The organism is Phaeodactylibacter xiamenensis (assembly GCF_965229835.1).
Lineage (GTDB): Bacteria > Bacteroidota > Bacteroidia > Chitinophagales > Saprospiraceae > Phaeodactylibacter > Phaeodactylibacter xiamenensis.
The window spans coordinates 1,428,252-1,447,136 of sequence record NZ_OZ245931.1; the positions used below are offsets into that span (position 1 = coordinate 1,428,252).

Annotated in this window: 10 protein-coding genes and 2 tRNA genes; 4 read left to right on the forward strand and 8 right to left on the reverse strand. The window is 51.0% G+C overall.

Features of this window, described 5'->3' with window-relative positions; translation table 11 throughout:
- Nucleotides 1-124: 124 nt before the first annotated feature.
- Nucleotides 125-1,552 carry a hypothetical protein gene (locus ACO08I_RS05185; RefSeq protein ID WP_421948711.1) on the forward strand — a complete coding sequence of 476 codons (1,428 nt, stop codon included), beginning with the start codon at nt 125-127 and terminating at the stop codon, nt 1,550-1,552.
- Here ACO08I_RS05185 and ACO08I_RS05190 read toward each other — a convergent pair.
- From ACO08I_RS05190 to ACO08I_RS05200, 3 genes are all read right to left on the reverse strand, one after another.
- A complete protein-coding gene (locus ACO08I_RS05190; RefSeq protein WP_421948712.1) occupies nt 1,549-2,439 on the reverse strand; it encodes a dimethylarginine dimethylaminohydrolase family protein in 891 nt (296 codons plus the stop codon). The genes ACO08I_RS05185 and ACO08I_RS05190 overlap by 4 nt on opposite strands.
- Nucleotides 2,436-3,902, reverse strand: coding sequence for a pyridoxal-phosphate dependent enzyme (locus ACO08I_RS05195; RefSeq protein WP_421948713.1), 1,467 nt, complete (start codon nt 3,900-3,902; stop codon nt 2,436-2,438). The genes ACO08I_RS05190 and ACO08I_RS05195 overlap by 4 nt, the downstream gene beginning before the upstream one ends.
- Before the next feature lie 388 nt (nt 3,903-4,290).
- A tRNA-Met gene (locus ACO08I_RS05200) sits at nt 4,291-4,363 on the reverse strand.
- A gap of 217 nt (nt 4,364-4,580) precedes the next feature.
- On the opposite strand from ACO08I_RS05200, the gene ACO08I_RS05205 reads away from it, so the two are divergent.
- Entirely contained in the window at nt 4,581-6,965 is a 2,385-nt protein-coding gene (locus ACO08I_RS05205; RefSeq protein ID WP_421948714.1) for a lysyl oxidase family protein, read from the forward strand.
- 80 nt (nt 6,966-7,045) lie between these two features.
- Here the strand turns inward: ACO08I_RS05205 and ACO08I_RS05210 are convergent, their stop codons facing one another.
- Nucleotides 7,046-10,255: a M4 family metallopeptidase gene (locus tag ACO08I_RS05210; protein ID WP_421948715.1), complete on the reverse strand. Its 3,210-nt coding sequence runs from the start codon at nt 10,253-10,255 to the stop codon at nt 7,046-7,048.
- A 186-nt stretch (nt 10,256-10,441) separates the two neighbouring features.
- Here ACO08I_RS05210 and ACO08I_RS05215 point away from each other — a divergent pair, with 186 nt between their 5' ends.
- Entirely contained in the window at nt 10,442-13,507 is a 3,066-nt protein-coding gene (locus tag ACO08I_RS05215; RefSeq protein ID WP_282774433.1) for a response regulator, read from the forward strand.
- Between the two features lie 251 nt (nt 13,508-13,758).
- Here ACO08I_RS05215 and ACO08I_RS05220 read toward each other — a convergent pair whose 3' ends face one another.
- From ACO08I_RS05220 to ACO08I_RS05230, 3 genes are all read right to left on the reverse strand, one after another.
- Nucleotides 13,759-16,326 (reverse strand): adenosylcobalamin-dependent ribonucleoside-diphosphate reductase, encoded by a 2,568-nt coding sequence (locus ACO08I_RS05220; protein ID WP_282774435.1) that lies wholly within the window; start codon nt 16,324-16,326, stop codon nt 13,759-13,761.
- Between the two features lie 319 nt (nt 16,327-16,645).
- The gene (locus ACO08I_RS05225) at nt 16,646-16,867 is read right to left on the reverse strand and encodes a DUF2905 domain-containing protein (protein ID WP_282774436.1); all 222 of its coding nucleotides are present in this window, start codon (nt 16,865-16,867) and stop codon (nt 16,646-16,648) included.
- 57 nt (nt 16,868-16,924) lie between these two features.
- Nucleotides 16,925-16,999, reverse strand: a tRNA-Val gene (locus ACO08I_RS05230).
- A gap of 130 nt (nt 17,000-17,129) precedes the next feature.
- Between ACO08I_RS05230 and ACO08I_RS05235 the strand changes: the two genes are divergently transcribed.
- On the forward strand, nt 17,130-17,678 hold the full coding sequence (locus ACO08I_RS05235) for an SPOR domain-containing protein (RefSeq protein WP_282774438.1): 549 nt from the start codon (nt 17,130-17,132) through the stop codon (nt 17,676-17,678).
- A gap of 63 nt (nt 17,679-17,741) precedes the next feature.
- Here the strand turns inward: ACO08I_RS05235 and ACO08I_RS05240 are convergent, their stop codons facing one another.
- The gene (locus ACO08I_RS05240; protein ID WP_282774439.1) at nt 17,742-18,884 is read right to left on the reverse strand and encodes a cysteine desulfurase family protein; all 1,143 of its coding nucleotides are present in this window, start codon (nt 18,882-18,884) and stop codon (nt 17,742-17,744) included.
- Between the last annotated feature and the right edge of the window lies 1 nt (nt 18,885).

An 18,885-nucleotide genomic window follows, 5' to 3' on the forward strand; every position in this document is an offset into this window, starting at 1 on the left:
AGGTATCAGTTGTGAAAAAAATATCGTTACTTTTGTAAGGCTCAGACTTCGGAGGGTGCGCCTGAGTAGATTTGATGTAGTTTCCTATTCGTTGCTATCGACAAATATATACAATCTGATGGACATGTACAATAGTAAGCTGTTTGCAATTTTAATGCACTTCGATAAGTACGAACAGAACCGGTGCCGGAAGTACATTCAGTCGCCCTATTTCAACAGAAGCGAGGAACTACTTACCCTGTACGAGGCCTTTCTCAAGGCTATCAACAGCAGTAAAAAGAACGGCGGGCTGGATAAAACCTATTTGTGGTCATTGCTTCAGCCGGATAAGCCCTACGATGATGTAAGGTTCCGAAAATACTGCTCAGATTTGCTAAAGCTGGTGGAAGGGTACTTATCTCAGCAGATATATGAGAAAAACCCTGTAGAACAGGCTACTTATTTTATGCAGGCTGTGGAGAGTAAGAAACTGGAAAAACTTTCTTCTACTGCAGTACGCACTGCTAAAAGGCTGTCAAAGAAATCAAAATACAGATCTGCTGATTTCTATTTAAAACAATATCAGATAGAACAAACCCTCTATGATTTAACCGAGTTTGAGACCAAACGTTCGCACAGGACTAATATTGAACAAATTGCACTCAATCTCGATGTTTTTTACCTGGCCGAAAAGCTCCGTATTTTATGTGCTGCAATCACACAGAAAAGTTTCGTTAAAATAGATTATGATTTCCTCTTTGTACAAGAAATCATAAAAACTTTAAACGAAGACGATTTTGATGCTTATCCTCCTATTGCTTTATATCATCAGATTTACCTCACTTTAACAGAAGCTGAAAATGAGAATCATTACCATATACTAAGAAATTTGCTGACTAAATATGGTAGTCTCTTCCCACCCAGAGAAGCCAAAGACGTGCTCTACATGGCCGCTCAGAATTATTGTATCAGAAAGATTAACCAAGGAAACAGGCAATTCACCCAAGAGCTTTTCAATCTCTACAAAGACATTTTATCAAAGGATATATTGGTTGAAGAAGGTGAATTATCACCATGGTATTTCAAAAACATAGTAAATATTGCCTTAAGAGTAGGTGAATATGACTGGGCCGAAAACTTCATTAATCAGTATTCTTCGATGCTTCCGGAGTTGTTACGTGAAAACTCCCTGACCTACAATCTTGCTCAAGTTTTCTTTTTCAGAAAAGAGTACGATAAAGTACTTGAGCAACTCAGAAATGTCGAATACGACGACGTTGCCTACAACCTCGGCTCCAAGGCCATGCTCCTGGCCACCTACTACGAAACAGATGAAATGGAACCGCTGTACAGCCTTTTCGAAAGTTTCCGCGCCTACCTTAACCGGCATAAAGACATACCGGTCAACCGCCGAAAAAACTATGGCAACCTCATCCGCTTCACCCGGAAACTAACCCGGATCATGCCGGGCGATCAGTCTGCTGTCGATAAATTTAAGAAGGAACTGAAAGAGACAAAAAACGTTGCCAGCCTCAACTGGCTCAAAGAAAAGCTTGCCGAGCTGGAGGACTAACCACCTCCTCCCCGCACCAACGGCAAAGAGCAACACCGAAAGGAACCGCCCGTAGCCGGTGCCCCGTCAAAGGGAATGCGGATAACCCGCAGCCCGATACGTTCCATTTCCTGATTGACCCGCTCGCAGGCCGGATGGTCACGGCTGATGACCGCCTCGGGGCTAATGCTGAGGACGTTGGTCGCCAGGGCCGCCTGCTCTTCTTTTCGGACCTCAATCCATTGGTAATCTTTTCGTATTACCTCAGGCACTTCGCGGAATCCATCCGGGTAGATCAGGCAGTGGTTTTGGCCTACCGGGTTGAAGGTGCAATCGAGATGCAACACGTTTTCGCCTTCAGAAAGAGGCCGGCAGTGTACCGGAACGACTTCAAATTCATGCCCGAAGGTGGCCCTCAGGAAAACCAGGCCGGCCTCATTTGTACGCTGGGAAAGCCCCACCAGCAAGCGTCCTTTGTCTACCATAATGTCTCCGCCTTCCATCAGGGCAGCGGGGTCATCAGGGATGATCAGATTGGGCTCCTCCCCTCCCCGACTGAGAATGAATGGGAATACACCGGCAATTTCGTACCGCCGGCTACGGCGCGCCATGTTACACATCAAAAACCGCTGCCCTATCGTCACACCGATATCGCGGGGCGTCAGCTGGTCGTAGACCATTTTGCCCACATAGGCCGGTTCGTAAACCGTAACCCCTTCTGCCTCAAGGGCCGAGCGGAAAGCCTGGAATTCAGACCGCAGGGTGGCTTCATCGGGCAGCCCTTTTTTCTGGTCTTCATTCACAATTTCCTCATAGGCTGAATGCGCCCGGTAGCCTTCGTAACGGCCAATAATCACTTCTCTTAATGGTGCGGTCTCTGCGTATTGCTGGAAAGCATTCTGTATCATGTGGTAAAAAAGCTATTCATTTGATAAGGTGCCAAAGCAGGGGCGGTCTCTGCCAGATCATAGAATGCCTGCTGTACGGCGGATAAATTGGCGGCAACCACACGGCGCTGCCCGGTCCGGACTTTCCCGCCGAGCACCGGGTTTTCGCGGCGTTTCCGCCCAATGATTTGCTGTACGGTACGGAGCAGCCCCGGGTATCCTTTGAGTAGTCTTCGGGTAGTGCCCTGCGCCTTAATGCCGTGCCCGGTCACAATAGCTACGGCGGATTCCCCGAAGCGTAATTTCCGGCGGCTCCTCAACTGTTCCACCGCGGCCATAGCGATATAGGAGGCCGGCTCCGGCAATACCCCATGCTTTAGCGCCAATCTGCGCTCCCGGTGCAAAAAGCGGACCATCACCTTGCGGATATTCTGCGTCCCTACTTCCACCGCAGTGCCCCCGGATTCAAGTACGGCTTTGGCGGCTTCCACCGAGTCGTACCCTTCTTCGGCCACGATAATGCTGCCAATTTTTGCATCCTGTTCCTGCAAGCCTGAAAGATCGCACGCAACCGGTACTTCCTGTTCCTGCATCCGGACCGCTTTGCAAATGGGATTGGCATTAGCAATGCCCGCTACCACCATTCGGGGCAGTTTATCTGTTATCCCGAGGTGCTTAAGCTCTTTGAAGCCTTCCCATATGCCCGCCAGATTGCTGCCGTTGGCGGAAGGCACAATGACGACATCGGGGATCGGTTCATGCATCTGTGATTCCAGCTGCCGGGCGATTTCCACCGCTGTGGTTTTGTCGCCCTGTACCCGGTAGGGGTTGCGGACCGCCCAGTTGTCAAAGCCGGCTTCCTCGAAGACATTGGCTTCGTTCAGGCCTACAAACAGCCGGAAGCCCTCCTCAAAGGACGTGCTTGCTTTGCCCAGCACCACCACGTCGGAGCCGCATTTCTGAATGTAGGTGATCTTTTCTGCGTAGGTGTCCCCCGGCACGAAGGTGATGAGCTGCAACCCTTGCTGCCGGGCAAACAATGCCGCGCTGGCTGCCGCGTTCCCCGAAGAGTAAATTACCGCTTTTCTTCGCTTGCGCCGCCGGGTATTGAGCAGGCAGGACAAGGTCTCCCGGTCCTTAAAGCAGCCACTTGGGTTTTGCCCCTCATCCTTGATAAACACCTGTACTCCAGACTTTTTGCTAAAGGATTTCAGGAGGTGAAGGGGCGTTAGACCGACTTTCAGGTTGATGCCACCGGCGTATTTCCGGTTGGGCAATAGCGGGTACTGCAACATCCCCCGCTCATCCTCAAAGCAATAATTCTGAAAAGCTGCTTTCACTTCCGCTATTTCCTGCCGGTTGAGCTGGAAGCGAAGCCCAAGGGCGCGGTAGGCATGCGCCGGCTCCTCTGCAATGCAGGAGCAGGTGTAGTTGGCTGTGTTGTTTTCTGCCCCACAGTACAGGCACCGTTTCCACTGGTCCAAAAGGTTGGCTTTGGTTAAGAATCTTTGGTTGCCTTTAATTTAGCAGAAAAATTGGATTTTCCAATTTTGAGGTGGGCAGGGTTTGCATAACAAGTCGCACAAAACAGAAAGTGATACCGCAGATTATAAACGCCATACCAAGTGACCACTAGCCATCAATACCGGGGGCGGCAACCCTCTGTATTGAAGCGCCATGCTGCCGGGGTAGAGCTTCCCGCTCTGCTCCAGCTTATCCAAGAGAGGCAAACAGCAAATGCTGCCAGGCTATTCAAAAATTGTAATTTGTTATGCAAACGTTGGCAGGTATAGCAGGCTTGGAAACCCGTCAGGCAGGTAAGGGGCACAAAAAAAGCGCAACAATCAGTACGACTGTTACGCTTTTACTTAGTAGCGGGAGCAGGACTCGAACCTGCGACCTCCGGGTTATGAGCCCGACGAGCTACCTACTGCTCTACCCCGCGATTTTAGTTTTAACACGCCACATCTTTCGTAGCGGACTGCAAATATAGGGGAGATATTTTTTCCATGCAAGCTTAGAGTCAAAAAAATCGTGCGCTTTTTGTTAGCCCCTTGATAATCAAGACAGAGCGCCCCAAAAAAGGCTTTTGTCGGACATACATTTATAATTGTGTTTCTAAACCGGGATGAAACCTTACTTTTGTCAAAACACCCACAAATATGAAGCGACGAATACTCTATCCCCTGCTACTGCTACTTTTGCAAACTGCTGCCTTTGGGCAAGACCCTTGTGCCGAAGGGCAAATCTCGGTCACGGTTGAAGTGCAAACCGACAGCTATGGTTACGAAACGGCATGGACAGTATCCGATCAAGCGGGTACCGTGTACGGATCGGCCAGCTTTTTTGATTACGCCAACCACAGTTTTTATCAGTCTACTTTTTGTGTACCCGACTCTACCTGCCTTCGGTTCCGGATTCAGGACAGCTTTGGGGACGGCATTTTTGCCCCTGGCTTCTACCGGTTGATTGTTGGGCAGGATACCCTTGCCGAGGGCGGGCAGAACTTTACAGAGGAAGCTGCCCACAGTTTCAACTGCGCGCCCGGGGAAGAATGTGATTCTGCCGTGCCCGTCTCTGAAGGGTTTTATACCGCTCATTATGACGACAGCTGGTATGCCTTCACCCCGGATTCGGTGGGTACTTACCTCATTTCCACTTGTGGCCTGAATGATTGTGATACCAAGATTTGGATTTATGATGGCTGTGGGGGGGAGATAGCCGAGGATAACCAAGGCACCATATTTTATAATAACGATGAGGGAGATTGTGCGCCCGCAGCTACGGTGGAAGCTTTTTTTGACCCGGCATTCACCTATTACATTCGGATCGGGGACCACGAAAACGCCTGTGCAGACAGCATCAACTGGGAATTGACCTACCTTGGCCCGGTGGTAGGCTGTACCGACCCCAACGCCTGCAACTTCAACCCACTGGCCACCGTTGACGATGGCTCCTGCCTGCCACAGGGCGACCCCAATTGCCCGGCTGCGCCTGACCTCGTTGTCGATCAGGGCATTCTCGCCTCCAGTATTTATCTGTCGACCATCAACTCCACCGACCCCTGCCTGATCGAAGAGGGCTGCCTGCATGGCTATGGGCAGCGCGATATTGTCCGCTTTACCACCTGGATTGCCAATGAAGGGGAGCTCGACTACTTTATTGGGCAACCCAGTACAGACAATACACAGTTCACTTACGACAACTGCCATGAACACTTCCACTACGATGGCTACGCCGAGTACGTACTCTACCAGGAAGATGGCACGGAAATCCCGATTGGCTTTAAAAACGGATTCTGCGTGATCGACCTCGGCTGCACCACCGGCTCCCCGCAGTATGGCTGCAACAACATGGGCATCACGGCTGGTTGTCATGACATATACAGTTCCGCTCTGGAGTGCCAGTGGATAGATGTGACCGATGTACCAGACGGGCGCTACATCTTCGTCACCCGTGTCAACTGGGATAATGCCCCCGACAAGCTGGGCCGCATTGAAAAAGATACCCTCAACAACTGGGCACAGGTTTGCATCCTTTTAGACCGTTCTTCCGGCAGCCTGGAAATGAGCCTCGATGAGGAATGCGATCCCTACATCGACTGCGAAGGCACCCCTTATGGCAATGCTGTAATTGACTGTGAAGGCAACTGTGGCGGCACTACCCTGCGCGGCGACCTCGATCAAAACGGCAATCAGGAAACGGCCGATGCCTACGCCTACGTTGGGCATGCGCTGGATGGTGACCTGACTCCCACGCCATGTAATGACCTCAACGAAGATGGCCGCATCACCGTTTACGATGCCAGTCTGTTATCCAACTGCTATCTGTATGGCACGCTGCACCCGCATACCGGAGGAGGCGCGCATGACCACTGCAACTTTCCGGCGGGCGTACTGAACACCACGGACACCACCCTGCTCACCATTCTTGATACCAATTTCGAGGAAGGCTACGTGGATATCGGGCTCTACAATTCCTCTGCCCGGATCAATGCTTACCAATTTACGATGGAGGGCGTGGTCGTGCAGCAAGTGGAAAATCTGGTGGACGATGCCATTTACCCGATCTCACCCTATGGTGCCGGGCAAACCGTCATCGGTATTTCCTACCAGGATTCAACCATTAACAAAAGTAATGCTTTCCAGCCCCTCTGCCGGGTGCATTTCAGTGAAGTCACGGAGGATTTCATTTGCATATCTGTTATTGATGAGATCATCAACCTCGATCAGGAGCAGACCGTCACTTACCTGCTGGACCCTTGTGTGGAATACGAGGCCCCTACCGGCACCCGGGATCTGATTCAACAATTAGAGGCAAAGGTCGTTCCCAACCCCGCTTCCGGGCCAGCTTCGCTTCAGTTTAAGAATCCTGCCGGAGATGTTTACCAACTGGAGGTGCGGAACGCCAACGGGCAGTTGCTCTATGCTCAGTCCATCGCTGGCAACTCCGTTGAATTACCCACTGCACAATGGCCCGCCGGATTGTACTTTTACCGCCTGAGCAGCCATCAACGGCAAGGCAGCGGCCGGTTTAGCATACAATAATTACTTGCCTTAAAAACACGAAACCGCCTGGCGCGCAATGCACCAGGCGGTTTTGTTATTTTGATCCTTCACCAAAGGGATTAGAGCTTCACCCACTTTTGGACGATACGGTAGCTTTCACCATCCAGCACCACCTGATAAACACCGGCTGCCCAGCTTTCCGTATTCAGGTTCAGTAGTTGGGCACCAGGGCTCAACACCACTTCCTGCCGCAGCACTTCCTGTCCGGTAAGGGCCGTTACGCTAAGGGCTGCAGGCCCGGCAGTCGCTACAGCTACTTCAAGCGTGACCGCCTCCCTTCCGGGGTTGGGATAAACCTTGAGTTGATTTCCAAGGCTAACAGGAGCTGATGTATTCACCAGCGCCTCCCCAATTATGATATTGTCCAGATGGATTTTATCGCCACGGTTAAAAGGGTCGGCTTCCTGGCTTATCCCGGTACGGGTCTCAAAACAAACCTCTACCTTTTGGCCAGCGTAGGGTAAGAGGCTTACCTGCCGTGCCTCAAAGGGGCCAGGTACTATGGTCTCCGGCTTGAGCGTGAGAGAAGCCGAATCGCCATTCACCAGCACCCGGAGCGCGGAAGCGAATGGGGTACTGCCCTGCACCCCATTGGCCAGGAACACCGGCGACCAGCTTTGCTGCAAGTCGAATTGCAGCAGCGGGTCCTCCACATTAGTCAGGTCCGCACAGAAACAGACCCGCGCCCCATAATCAGGATTCACCTTCCAAACGTTGCTGCCTATTGGCAGGGTGTACGCCCCCTGCTGATAGGCTTCAAAACTGTTTGTACCCGTTATAAGCAGCCCAAACCCACCTGTGAAGGCGGCACTTTCTGAGAAGCTGACCTGAGCCAAAGGGCCCGCATCTACAAAGAAGGAGTCCTGAGAAGCTGCTCCTGCCTCAAAGGTGAGCACGCCGTAGTCGACCACCGGGACCGGATTGGAGGCCGGCGCTAATGCCAGCGTGTCATTCTGATTGAGAAAGTCAGAAGGGTAAGCCACCCAGGCATCAATAGTATTAGCATTCTGAATGGGAATATCAACCGGAGTCTGGAAGTTGTAAAAGAAACTTTCTCCCCGGATAGTCGTCACCGGTACCGTGCCTTCTTCAGCAACGATGGCCCCATCATTCAGCTGATAATGCAAGGTGATGGGCGTGCCCGCCGCTATAGAATCGCAGCCATTAAACCGCACCTCCACTTCGACAGTCTCTGCTCCCATAAAGCAGGCGGAAACCGGGTGGCGGACCGATTCCACACTGAGGTCGGAGTTCTGAGCCAGAATATTCTCGATCGCAACAGTGAGCGTATCATTCGCGGCAATATTGTCTGGCCCATAGGCGGCCCATACCTTAATTTCATGCGTTGCCGGCTCGGCAAGTGCGGCGGCTGGCATACTAAACGTAAAACTCAGGATGTCCTGATGCACCAAAGCTTCTTCCAGGACCAAAGTATCCTCTAAAACAGCACCATCGTTGACCTGAAAGGCCAGTGGAATTGCCGTTCCTGCGCCCGCATCAGTGAAGCAGCTGGTGTAGGCCAGTTCGACGGTTAAGAAAGTTTCTTCCGGCAAGCCACAGGACAGGGAGTCAAGATTGGATATGGACAGCGGCTGCAGGTCCGAATCGGCAAAAGGCGTACCTACTCCTACTGCGTACCAGGCATTGGTGACCTGAACCACCGGGGCCGAGCAAGGCCCAAACAGGTCCTCCGCCGACTGAATAGCCCCAAGGCGGGCATCATAATGGTTGGAAGACTCTGTGAGGTAGTACCGCAGGTTGTGGAAAGCAATCAGGGCTGCTGTATCCATGCCCAGACCAGCCACATTGAAGGTGTCTAAACGGTCATTGACTCCGTTGCCGCCCTCGGTCAGGAGGTAAAACCAGTGGTTTTGCACGCCGCTGTTGGTGTGCACCCCGCCGTTATCGCCCGAGCTGGTAAACCAGTGCTGCCCCAGGTAAGTGTCCGGGTGGCCGTCTTCTTTGGTGTCCTGCATATTCCGGAAGCCGTTGCCTTGCTGATCCGCATCCTCCGCAATGGTCCAGTCTGCCAGCTCCGGGGAGGCATAGAATTCGATGACGGTGCCAAAAATATCGCTGTAAGACTCGTTCAGTGCACCGCTTTCGTCCTGATAAATCAGGTTGGCGTTGCTTTGGGTAATGCCGTGCATGAATTCATGGGCAACCACATCGGTAGTGGCCAGAGAAGTGAAGCTTGTGCCATTGCCATCGCCAAAAAGTGCCCAGTCGCCATTCCAAAAGGCATTAATCACATCCCGCTCGTAATGCACGTAGCTGATCAGCGCCATGCTATCGCCATCCACCCCGATATAACCGAAGTGCTCGGCAAAGTAGTCAAAGGTGGCAGCGGCTGCCCAGTGCGCGTCGGTTGCTACTTCATCCTGATTGGCGTTAAAATTATCCCAGAAGTTATCATCGTCCAGAAAATCTTCGGCTTGTTCAGCATCATCACCGCGCAGCATGTTGTAGGTTTCAATACCGTGCCCGCGGGTGGTTTCCACCAACCGGAACTGCCCATTGTCCATAGAGTCGGTCATAATGGTGCGCTGCCCGCTGTATTTGGTTTCGGCTGTGCCCGGTGTATTATGAGTATGCAATAGGTTGATGCGGTTGAGTACCGTACCGTCTTTGGCATTGATAAAAACCAGCTCCCGTTGCAGCGGTCGCTGAGCGTTTATGGTCATCCGGTAAGCCAATGTCAATCCGCTACGGGCACTCGCACGTGTGCCCGCCCATACCAGTTCAGGCTTTGGCAGGTAGGTAGCGTTGGGATCGCGGCGCACCTTTCTTAGCATTCCCTCCAGCCCTTCGTTTTCCCAGGCGTACACTTCAGCCGGGACAACCGACAGCGCCTGATCCAATGCTTCTTCCGGCGACAAAACCGGCACCCCCTGAACGGAAGGCCAATCTTTAGGCCATTGACCATTAATCAGAGTAGCCTGGCCCTGCCTCGTGTGCACGTACAACTGACTGCTCTGAACGGGAAAGCCCTGGTAAGACAACTGGTAAAGATGGTGGCTTCTCTCTCCTTCTTCACGGATTTTCACCCGTTGCCACACTGCACCCTGTGGCCAGTTTTGCATGTTTTCAAAATAGCGCAGCGCTTCTTCAGCTCCAAGCGCAATACCAGGCCTGACCCGCAGCCAGTTTTGGTGGCCTTCAACCGGTACGAACGGGTTATCTGCCAGAGCCGGGCCGGAAGGCAGCTGCCGGAACCCCAATCCCATAACTACGGCTACACTTAAAAGGAATAATAGTTGCTTTTTCATACTATAGTTTACAATCACAGAAATGATTCAGAGACAACCTAAAGTTGCAACATTAAATCCTGACTTTTGTCAATTTTCCGGAAAAAATCAAGCGCTTCTTTTAAGTCAGGGCTTTACTCTTCTGCAAAAAAAGCCTATTTTACGGCTCTAAAGGAGTTCCCCTACTCCCCCAAACGAATATGCACAATGAATTCCAGGAAGTACCGCTTAACCTTCTTTGTCTCTGTCTCCTTTATTGGGGCCATGTTCATTTTCTATTTCCTGTCCCTCCAAAATGCCCTCAAACAGAACAAGGACAGTGCTGCTCTCATCAATCTTGCCGGGCGGCAAAGGACACATTCTCAGAAAATTGCGCTTCAATCCCTTCGTTTCTTCTATGAAATCCCCCAGGAAGACCAGGAGGTCATCCGGCAGAATTTAAGAGAGAGTATTTCCCGCTTTACCGATGCCCACCTTTACCTGTTTGATGCCAGCCCAGGCAACAATTTCCACAATCCACTGAATGATTCCCTGACCTTTGCCATTAACAACGGCATAGAGGATGCCCGAATGCGCCTGATCAGCAATGCCTATGCTATTGGTTTTGAGGGAGAGAAGGAGCCTTCCAGATTGAAGATGCTCTTTGAGGACCAACAGACTTTTTTATCAGGGATGGAGCAAATTGTCAACCGCTACGAATACAACAGCAGTGCTCAGAATGACCGGCTGATTGTGCTCAACCGTACGCTGCTGGTTCTGAGCTTGTGCCTGGTGGGGTTCATCGCCACCTTTATCATGTACCCGCTGTTGGGACAAATTGCCTCGTACACTAAAAAATTAAGAAGCCTGAATGACCACCTCCGGAACAGCAATGAAGAACTGGGCAAAGCACAGAGCGAACTGGTTGTCCAGGTCAATGCCATGAAGTCTATCAACTCTGCTCTGAATTTGAATGCGTTGGTGTCCGCAACGGACAAAAACGGCAAAATCATTGAGGTCAACTCCAAATTTTCAGAAATTTCCGGTTATTCAGAAGCAGAACTGCTAGGCAATGACCACCGGATGATTAACTCGGGCTACCACGATAAAGCTTTTTGGAAAGACATGTGGGATACCATTGATCAGGGCGAAATCTGGCGGGGTATTGTCAGGAACAAAGCCAAAGATGGATCATTTTACTGGGTGGACTCCACCATCACGCCGATTAAGGGAAAAGACGGACAGATCGAAAAATACCTGTCTATCCGGCAGGATGTCACGCAACGCATTCAGTATGAGGAAGAGCTCAAAGCCTCTAAGGAACGGGCAGAGGCTGCTAATATCGCCAAGTCTTCTTTCCTGGCCAACATGAGCCATGAAATCCGTACGCCACTCAACAGCGTTATCGGCTTCACAGACCTGCTGCTGAAGACCAGGCTCAATGAAACCCAACAGCAGTATATGAGCCTCATCCATCAGTCGGGCAACATTCTGCTGGACCTGATCAACGACATCCTGGATTTCTCAAAAATCGAAGCAGGCAAGCTGGAGCTTTCCTACGAACGAACCGACCTCTGGGAGCTGGTCAGTCAGGTAGGCGATATCGTCAAGTATAAAGTCAATGAGAAGGGTATCGAACTACTGCTCAACCTCTCTCCCAACCTGCCCCGCTATGCATGGGTAGACCCGGTACGCATCCGGCAAATCCTGGTCAATCTGGTTGGGAATGCCGTCAAGTTCACGGAAGAGGGCGAAATAGAAATCGGTATTTCTGCCCTGCCGGGCAAAGATGAAAATGGTTATCAGGGGCTTCGGTTTGTAGTCCGTGACACTGGTATTGGCATCGCCGAAGAACGAAAAGATAAAATCCTGGAAGCTTTTACTCAGGAAGACAACTCCACCACCCGTAAGTATGGGGGCACAGGGCTCGGGCTCACGATCTCCAACAAACTCCTGCACCTGATGGGGTCTCAGCTTGAAATCCAAAGCCGATTGAACCTGGGGAGTACCTTTTCCTTTGTGGTTTACTTACAAACTGAAGAAGGAGACTGCAATCAATGGGATGGGCTTTCAGATATCGAACATGTGCTTATTGTTGATGACAACCCCAACAACCTCCATATTCTCAGGGAAATGCTGCACCTGCAACAGATTTATACTTCCTCTGCATCAAATGGGATCGCTGCGCTTGAAAAACTGAAACACGATAGCAGTATTGACGTCCTGATCACCGATTATCATATGCCTTATATGGATGGCATTGAGGTCATAAGGAGAATCAGGGAAGAACTGGAGCTTACAGCCGATGACCTCAAAATCATTCTGTTGCATAGTGCTTCAGATGACCGCTTAATCAACAAAGCCTGCAAAAAACATAAGGTCTTGCAGCAAATCAATAAGCCAATTACTATTCGACGCCTGTTTGATGCCTTATCGCTAGTCAACCGGCAGGAAGAGGCGATGCCGGCAGTCATCGCGAGTGCTCCGGCACCTCCTGTAACGGTAAAGAGCCAATCACTTACCATACTGATCGTTGATGACAACCACGTCAACGTCATCCTGGCTCGTGAACTCATCAACAATATCCTCGATCAGGTAACAATCCATACGGCGGGTAATGGCAAATCTGCCATTGATAAATTCCAGGAGGTTCAGCCCGACCTTGTACTGATGGATGTCCAAATGCCTATACTCAACGGTTATCAGGCAACGCAGGCTATACGGGAATCCGAACGAAATGGCCGCACCCCGATTATCGCGCTGACCGCCGGCACTATCAAAGGAGAACGGGAACGTTGCCTGAAGGCAGGTATGGATGACTACCTGAGCAAACCGATAACCGCCAGTCAGCTTCAGCAAATGCTGGAAAAATGGCTGGAAACACAACAAGGAAGAGATGCCGAAGAACCGGGTGAAGCTGCTTCGGCTACAACACCAAAATCTTCAACGCCGGTTTTCAACCGAAGTACTCTATTGGAACGATTTGGCGGGAATGAAGCCATTTTAGAGGAAGTCATTGAGGAAATTTGGAGCATTGTACGGTCCGGCGAACTCCGGAAAGACGCAGAAGCGCTTCAATTGGCTATCCAAAACCAAGCTCCTGAGCAAGAGGTCAAAAGGCACGCCCACAAAATTAAGGGTACGGGGCTGACCGCTTCCTTCGACCGGTTGGCAAAATACGCCATTGACCTTGAGGACCTTTCTCCCTACGAGACAGGAACAGCGCAAATGCTTTCTAACCGCATCGCAAATGAAGTGGAAGTACTGGAGGAGATGGCCAGTAAACCGGCCTAAGCCAGGAGAGTGCATTAATGGCAGTGAACAACACGGGCTTATCTTTCGTGACGATGAGCGTGTGCCCGTACTGAGCTGCCCCTCCCCCCCATCTGCCCTCTGACTCATGTACGTACTTTTCAGCAGCTGAAAAAAGAGGCACTATCCGAAGTTATCAGATAGTGCCTGCAGATTTATTTCATTAACGAGAATGGTATATCAAGGCCAGCATAAGGTGCTATAAACCATACGCTTTTAATACCTCACCTGATTTAGCCACATTCAGAGTATCCGCAGCTCTTGCAGATGAGACAGCCTTCCTTGTAAATCAGCCCGTCGGCATCATTGCAACTGGGGCAGGCACTTTCAGCAGCTTTGGTGCCATCGGGTACGAACTGCTTTAGCGCACGCACCACGCCATTTTTCCAGGTATTGATGTAGTCTTCCTCAACATTGAGCCCTTCAACCAAATCCACCACATACGGGATAGGCATGCCATGACGGAGCACTCCGGAAATCAGCTTGGCGTAGTTCCAGTATTCTTTGTCAAAGGAGCGGGACAGCCCCTCTATCGTCACCCGGTAGCCCTGCTTGTCTTCAAACTGCAGATCGTAGCGGTTGTGGCCCTCATCATCTGTATTTTTCATCACCCAACCTTTTGTCACGTAGCCTGGAATAATAAAAATATCCTCCGACTTGCCGGTAAAGATTTCGTAGGGGCGGTTGGCATACAATCCAATTACCGCAATCCAATCCTCGGCATTGTTCTTGAACCGGACCACGGCTGCTTCGAGCACCTCGGGACGCTTAGGCGGCATTGTCTCCTGAAACTCATTAGCGGCACCTGTTTTCTTTTCCTTATCGGATACCAACACGCCGGAGCGGGAGCCGTCACGGTAGATGGTGCAGCCCTTGCACCCTTCTTTCCATGCTGTTTCGTAGATTTTCTGCACCATTTCCACAGAAGTTTCTTCCGGTATATTGACCGTTACGCTAATCGAATGGTCTACCCACTTCTGAATTGCCCCCTGCATTTTCACCTTTTGCACCCAGTCCACATCGTTGGCTGTAGCCAAATGGTAAGGGGACTGCTCGATGATCGGGTCCAGTTCTTCCGAAGGCATCCGGCGGACCTTCTCCACATCGTAGCCATTAGCTTCCAGCCAAACCAGGAATTTATGGTGGAAAACATTATATTCTTCCCAGTGGTCGCCTACTTCATCGATAAAGGTTACGTTGGCTTCCTTATCGTTCGGATTGACCTTACGGCGGCGCTTGTATGTAATCAGGAAGGCCGGTTCGATGCCGCTGGCCGTCTGTGTCATCAGGCTCGTAGTACCGGTGGGCGCGATGGTCAGCAAGGCAATATTGCGGCGGCCGTGAGCCAGCATTTCTTCATACAATGCCGGGTCTGCTTCGCGCAAACGATTGATGAAAGGATTGTCAGATTCGCGTTCCGCATCGAAAACAGGGAATGCGCCCCGCTCTTTTGCCATAATTGCAGAGGAGCGGTAAGCATTGACGGCCAGCGTACGGTGAACGTCAACGGAGAAGCTGATCGCTTCATCACTGCCATAGCGTAGACCCAGCGAAGCCAGCATATCGCCTTCTGCGGTGATGCCTACGCCGGTACGACGGCCCTGCACACAGGTTTTGCGGATCTTTTTCCACAGCTCGTATTCGGTCGCTTTGATGTCTTCTGCTTCCGGGTCCTTCTCTATTTTCTCCAGAATCCGGTCAATTTTTTCAATTTCCAGATCAATGATATCATCCATGATCCGCTGAGCCATCTGTACGTGCTGCCCGAATTTTTCAAAATCGAACTTAGCCTCAGGCGTGAAAGGGTTTTCCACGTAACTGTACAGGTTGATAGCCAACAGGCGGCAGCTATCGTAGGGGCAAAGGGGAATTTCCCCGCAAGGGTTTGTTGAAATGGTACGGTAGCCCAGATCGGCATAGCAGTCCGGCACCGACTCCCGAATAATCGTATCCCAGAAAAGGACTCCGGGCTCAGCCGACTTCCAGGCGTTCTGAATGATTTTCTTCCAGAGCTTCTGAGCGTCAACGTCTTTCCTGAAATCCGGGTTTGGCGAATCCACCGGGTACTGCTGTTGATAAGGCTTGCCTTCGATAGCTGCTTTCATAAAGGCATCGTCGATCCGGACCGAAACATTAGCCCCGGTCACTTTGCCCTGCTCCAGCTTGGCATCAATAAAGCCTTCTGCATCCGGATGGCGGCTGGAAACTGTCAGCATCAATGCCCCCCTGCGGCCGTCCTGCGCCACCTCACGGGTGGAGTTGGAGTAGCGCTCCATGAATGGCACAATACCTGTGGAAGAAAGGGCACTGTTCATAACCGGCGAGCCTTTAGGGCGCAGGTGGGAAAGATCCTGCCCCACACCGCCCCGGCGCTTCATCAGCTGCACCTGCTCTTCATCCGCCTTGGCAATACCGCCGTAGGAATCTGCGCCGCTGCCAATAACGAAGCAATTGGACAAAGAGGAAATCTGGAATGGGTTGCCAATGCCAGCCATTGGGCTACCCTGTGGAACGATGTACTTGAAATCCTTTAAAACAGCGTAGACTTCTTCCTCACTAAGGGGCTCGGGGTAACGGGTCTCAACACGGGCTATTTCAGCAGCGATACGGCGGTGCATATCATCTGGTGTGCGCTCGTAAATATTACCGTAGGAATCTTTCAGGGCATATTTATTTACCCATACATTGGCGGCGAGGTCATCGCCATTGAAGTACTCCACTGAAGCCTTCAGGGCTTCTTCGAAGGTGTACTTCTTAGTGTAAGACTTAACTTTTGGGGTCGAAACTGCTGGCGTCTCCATTTTAATATCTGTTTGGCTGGTTTTGGTAAAACTATTTTGGCAATCCACAGGCTTAATTCGCCTGGAATTGTGTTAGCAATGATTATTTAAATTGGTGACCGTTTTGGCCATTTTAAGGCGGAAACCCAGACCGTACCCAAGCGTAAGCCTGACATCAGGCGACACACAGGGCTCAGGCCTTCTCTCATTTAGGGTGGTTATTCTTGCTTGAAGTTGGGAAGCTCTGTTATCTACGATAAATGTAAGGGCCTTATTTTAAAAATGCGTGCAAGAAGTGGTAGTAGTTTTCCACAAAATGTTGATAACCTGGCCTGCCACTCTACAAAACCCGCTGTATCAAACGGATGAGCAGAGAAAGCAAAACGCTGATCAGGATCATCGTTGTGACGGGAAAATAGAACCGGCCATTTTCCCCTTCCACCCGAATATCGCCGGGTAAGCGGCCCAGCCAACTCAGTTTGTCGCCAAAGAAGTAAACAATTACGCCTGCCAAAACGATGAAAAGACCAAAGTAGATAATTAATTTCCCGGTTGAAGGCATAAGGAAGCGTGAAGGAGCTTAATAAAACAGGGTCCGGCAAAACCGGACCCCGTGCAGTGGGCATTACTGGATTCGAACCAGTGACCTCTGCCCTGTCAAGGCAGCGCTCTAAACCAACTGAGCTAAATGCCCTAATTTTGAATTGGTTGGCAAAGATAAATAACCTCCCCGCTAATATGCAAGATTTACCCTAAAAATTTACCCGTGGGAAAATCGAAAAATCTTGCCTAGTTTAGTGGGCCAAACATCAATGAAAATTAATATGAAGATTAAACTGACTCTTTTTGCTCTTAGCCTTGGCTTTTTTACTTTCTCCTGCAAGTCATCGGCTGAGCTGGCACAGAAGTACGAAACCGCACAGCAGGAACTGGACAACTGCCGCGAAAAATCACAACACTACGCTGCCAAGGCCGAAGATATGAGCCGGGAAGCCAACAGCTATCAGGAAAAAATGGCCGAAATGCAGCAGGAGTACGGAAATATGCGTAACGAACTCGCAGAAGCACAGGCTGCCCTGGAATCCGTTACCCGCGAACTGCAGGCTACCTCCGATGACTACGGCACGTGGTTCCGCGTGCAGATTGGTGCTTATCAGGACCCAAAGATCGACTCTGATTTACAGACCAACGAGGATGGTTTGGGCGTCAAGACTATGGATGGCCTCCAGAAAATCGTCCTTGGGCGCTTCCGGGATTACCAGAAAGCCAAGCAGCTGCAATCTCAAATCCAAAACCTTGGCATCAAGGATGCCTGGATCGCCTCCTATGAAGATGGTGTACGGGTACCTATCGAGCAGGTTATCGGCAACTAAAGCCAACAGAAATCATACACTTAAACAGGCTGTCCGGACCACTCCGGATGGCCTGTTGCACTTTTAGCCAGCTACCCCAACCGGCAGGATTTCCTTGAGCTTTGCCACGACCTGATCCACTTCAGCCCTGGTATTCAGGTGAGAAAAGCTGAACCGCATGGTCTTACGGGGCGAATCTCCGTGCAGGGCACTGACCACATGAGAGCCCGCATCGGCTCCTGAGCTGCACGCACTGCCCCCGGAAACACTAATGCCGGCAATATCAAGGCTAAGCAACAACAGCTCCGCTTTAGGCGAGGGTGGAAAACTAACGCTCAGTAGCTTGTAATGACCGTTTTGGGCATCCCCATTAAACTCCAGGTCATCGAAATTGGCTTCCAGCTGTTCGCGCAGATAATCGCGCAGTTCGGTTATTTTGGCACGGCGCTCCGGCAATTCCGCGTAGGCCAGCTGCAGGGCTTTTGCCATGCCCAAAATACCATAGATATTTTCGGTGCCCCCCCGCATGTTGCGTTCCTGTGCCCCCCCGTCAATGAAAGGCTTCACAGTATTATCGCCATTGATGTATACAAAGCCTGCGCCTTTCGGGCCATGGAACTTGTGAGCCGCCCCGGTCAAAAAAGCTATTGGCGTTTTGGATACATTGATCGGGTAATAGCCGATCGCCTGTACGGTATCAGAATGAAAGAGCGCACCATGCTCCTGGCATAAGGCAGCTATGCCTTCCATATCAATCAGGGTGCCAATTTCGTTATTGGCGTACATGAGGGAAACCAGGGTCTTCTGATCACTATCAGACAAAAGTGCTTTAAGGTGTGCCATATCTATCCGGCCCGCCTGATCGGTATTCACCTCAACGCGCTCTATTTGGTGCTCCCGCTGCAGCGCATCAATAGAATGGAGCACGCAGTGGTGCTCTAGTGGACTGCTGATGATACGAGTAACGCCAAGGTCCCTAACCGCACATTTCAAAGCCATATTATTCGACTCTGAGCCGCCGGAGGTGAAGAAGATTTCACCAATCGAAGCACCCAGCTGCTCCGCAATCGTCCGCCGGGCCTGCTCTATCACCGACCGGGCTGTACGCCCTTCGTTGTGGATGGAGGAAGGATTGCCATAGTAAGTCCCCATCGCTTCGGTCATTACCTGTATGACCTCCGGGAGTAGCGGAGTGGTCGCAGCGTTGTCAAAATAAATACGGTCCATG